This window comes from uncultured Umboniibacter sp. (assembly GCF_947497555.1).
Lineage (GTDB): Bacteria > Pseudomonadota > Gammaproteobacteria > Pseudomonadales > DSM-25080 > Umboniibacter.
Genome location: NZ_CANMGY010000021.1, coordinates 1 through 2,710, shown reverse-complemented (window position 1 = coordinate 2,710; position 2,710 = coordinate 1). Strand labels below are relative to the sequence as shown.

General features: G+C 44.7%; 3 protein-coding genes. All 3 read left to right on the top strand.

From position 1 onward, the window contains the following. Nucleotides 1–219 precede the first annotated feature (219 nt). The gene (locus tag Q0698_RS13205; RefSeq protein WP_298637157.1) at nucleotides 220–1,143 is read left to right on the top strand and encodes a hypothetical protein; all 924 of its coding nucleotides are present in this window, start codon (nucleotides 220–222) and stop codon (nucleotides 1,141–1,143) included. 561 nt (nucleotides 1,144–1,704) lie between these two features. After that, nucleotides 1,705–1,920, top strand: coding sequence for a helix-turn-helix transcriptional regulator (locus Q0698_RS13200; RefSeq protein ID WP_298637156.1), 216 nt, complete (start codon nucleotides 1,705–1,707; stop codon nucleotides 1,918–1,920). A gap of 19 nt (nucleotides 1,921–1,939) precedes the next feature. After that, nucleotides 1,940–2,563 (top strand): hypothetical protein, encoded by a 624-nt coding sequence (locus Q0698_RS13195; protein WP_298637155.1) that lies wholly within the window; start codon nucleotides 1,940–1,942, stop codon nucleotides 2,561–2,563. The last annotated feature ends 147 nt before the right edge of the window (nucleotides 2,564–2,710 follow it).

Sequence of the window (2,710 nt, the reverse complement as noted above, 5' to 3'; positions counted from 1 at the left end):
ATACATTCTCGATATCATCTTTGATTTATTGGGCGCCTTTTTGGCGCCCTTTTTGTACTTGTCGAAATTAGAATCCGCCTCCAAGGTGCCCGGTAAGTACTTCGCAACTCACGTGAATGTAGCTCCAACACACTTTATATTTTTTCACTCTTTTTGCCTGTCACTCTAATTTCTTAATGGGTACACTAATTACAAACTCTAAAAACAAAAGATCTTTCCATGACCAAACTTATTGCAACATCCGTCGTCCGTGGCAGCCAGCAGGGTCAAAGTCACGGTGGTGTGTTCCTGATAGACCTCAAAACTCAATCAACCGAACAGGTATTAGATTGGGATAAAATGGATATCGACTGGCAAGGTCGTGGCTGGGATCGTGGCCTTCGAGGGATTTGTATTATTGGCGAGACCATCTACATTGCCGCCAGCGATGAGTTATTTGCCTACAATACGCAATTTGAGTGTATCGGTAGCTGGAAGAACAATTATCTGAAACATTGCCATGAGATCTTTGAATATCGCGGCACCCTCTTCATCACCTCAACCGCTTACGACGCAATCATTGGCTTCGACCCTAAATCCGAGAAGTTTCATTGGGCCATCCAACTTGATACCAACGGCTTAAGCTTTAGCGCCAAACGCTTCGACCCCAACGGTCACGAAGGCCCGCTAATGCTCAATAAGATGCATATCAACAATGTGCATTGTAACGATGACGGTATGTATATTAGCGGTTTGAAAACAGGCGGCATGCTGCATTTCAACGGTAAAAACGTCAACATGAGCGCTCAATTGCCGCCCGGCACTCATAACGCTCAGCCCTATCAGGACGGTGTGCTCTTTAATGATACCAAAGCCGATGCGGTACGCTTTGCGAGCCGAGACAGTATTGAAGATGAGTGCGCATTCCCGGTGCCCCAATATCCCGTTTCCGAGCTAACTGGGATGAATCTGGACGAATCGAAACTTGCTCGCCCGGGATTTGGCAGAGGTTTATGCGTGGTCGCACCCGGTATCATTGCTGCTGGCAGCTCACCTTCTACCATCGCTATCCATGACATGAACCGACGCGTGACAGGACTAACCGTTCAGCTCACCAACGATGTCCGTCATGCAATCCACGGCTTAGAGGTCTATCCGTTCTAGATACTTCATTAGATCTAGCAGACCAATAGTAATGGCTGATCGAAAATAATGCGGGAAACACATCATCCGGTATTCGCCATCGAGATCATGTGGCGTGGCCCCAGCTTTGCCCCTCATTTAGTCTTTCCATACTTCGGAGCAAGATCAATCCGCGCTTAATTCAATTTCGTCCGAAACACTAATACTAAGTAGGGCAGCTGGTTGTCCGCGTTAGGTAGGCGCAAGAGGAACAACAATTCAAGCAGCCGTCGTGTTGTCCTCCCTCCTAGAACTTTTAACTTAGAAAACGGACAAACCCTCTGAAAAATGAGATCGGTACTTCGACCAAGGCTATCTGTAAGGCTTCAGTGTGCGTCCGAGCAACCTCTCTTAATCTGAATGCGCTGCAAGCTTAACCTATGCTATCGCGGCTAAACGGATGAAACTGTAACTCTGGCAATCGCAATTGCCCTCCCGATTAATCATTCTTAGTGAGATGAAAAATAATGTTTTACGTTTAATGTTTTACGTTAAACATAAAATTATTATTGATAATCAGAAATATTAATGTATTCTACGAGCATGGATATTGTAATCTCACTCGACCTTCTTTTGGTCAAAAGGAAAATGACACTTACTGAGCTTTCTCAGCGTGTGGACGTATCGGTAACTAATTTATCGCTATTAAAGAACGGTAAAGTAAAGGCGATACGTTTCAGTACGCTAGGGGCTATATGTGAAGCGCTAGATTGTCAGCCAGGTGATCTACTCACGTACCAACCTAACACTGATAGTTAAATTTGAAAGGAACTTACTTATGAGCGATTCAGCTTACTCTATAACTGCAGGTATCTCCGCGATACTGCTCGCGGTGCTCTTTCCAATTGTATGGCTCGCCATTCCATTTTCGATGCTTGATGGGGATATTGAGCACGAAATCATGAAGGACTTGATGACTCTTTCTGTGAGTGACTTACTTTTTATCATTACTGGGGCGCTTGAGGTATATGTGTTCATAGCCCTCCGATCACTTTGTAAAGACCTTATCAATGGGAAGGGACTTGAATGGATAATCAATATTCAAATTGGATGTTTGATTCTTCTTTATAGTTCAGCTTGCCTGAATGTCGGCGTTGCATTGCTTGACCCTGAGACTGCCTCCACGGTGATGGAATTAATATTGGGAAGTTACATCGTCTTCATGATTACGATGAGCTTTGTCGTATCGTTGCTAACATTGGTGATTGGCGTGCTACTGCTTCAGTTCTGGCAAACGCTTGAAACATCGTTGCGCGCGTTCTCAATATTACTGGTAATGAGCGGCATATTCTTCATTAGCGTAATATTCGCCTTTGCCGCGACGCTTTTATATTCCGTTGCGCTAATAACCTTTGCCTTCTATCTACTTGGCAGTTCCCGAAGCACAGTTGAGGTTGTCTGACGAGTACGCGTTGTTGTAATTGACAACTTTAATGATAAAAAAAACCGCAGCCTAGACTGCGGTTTTTTATAGCTACATCACTTACGTGCAGGTGCTCAGATACTGCGTTTAACAGCACGGGTATAAGTAGGTACGAATAGCCCCACC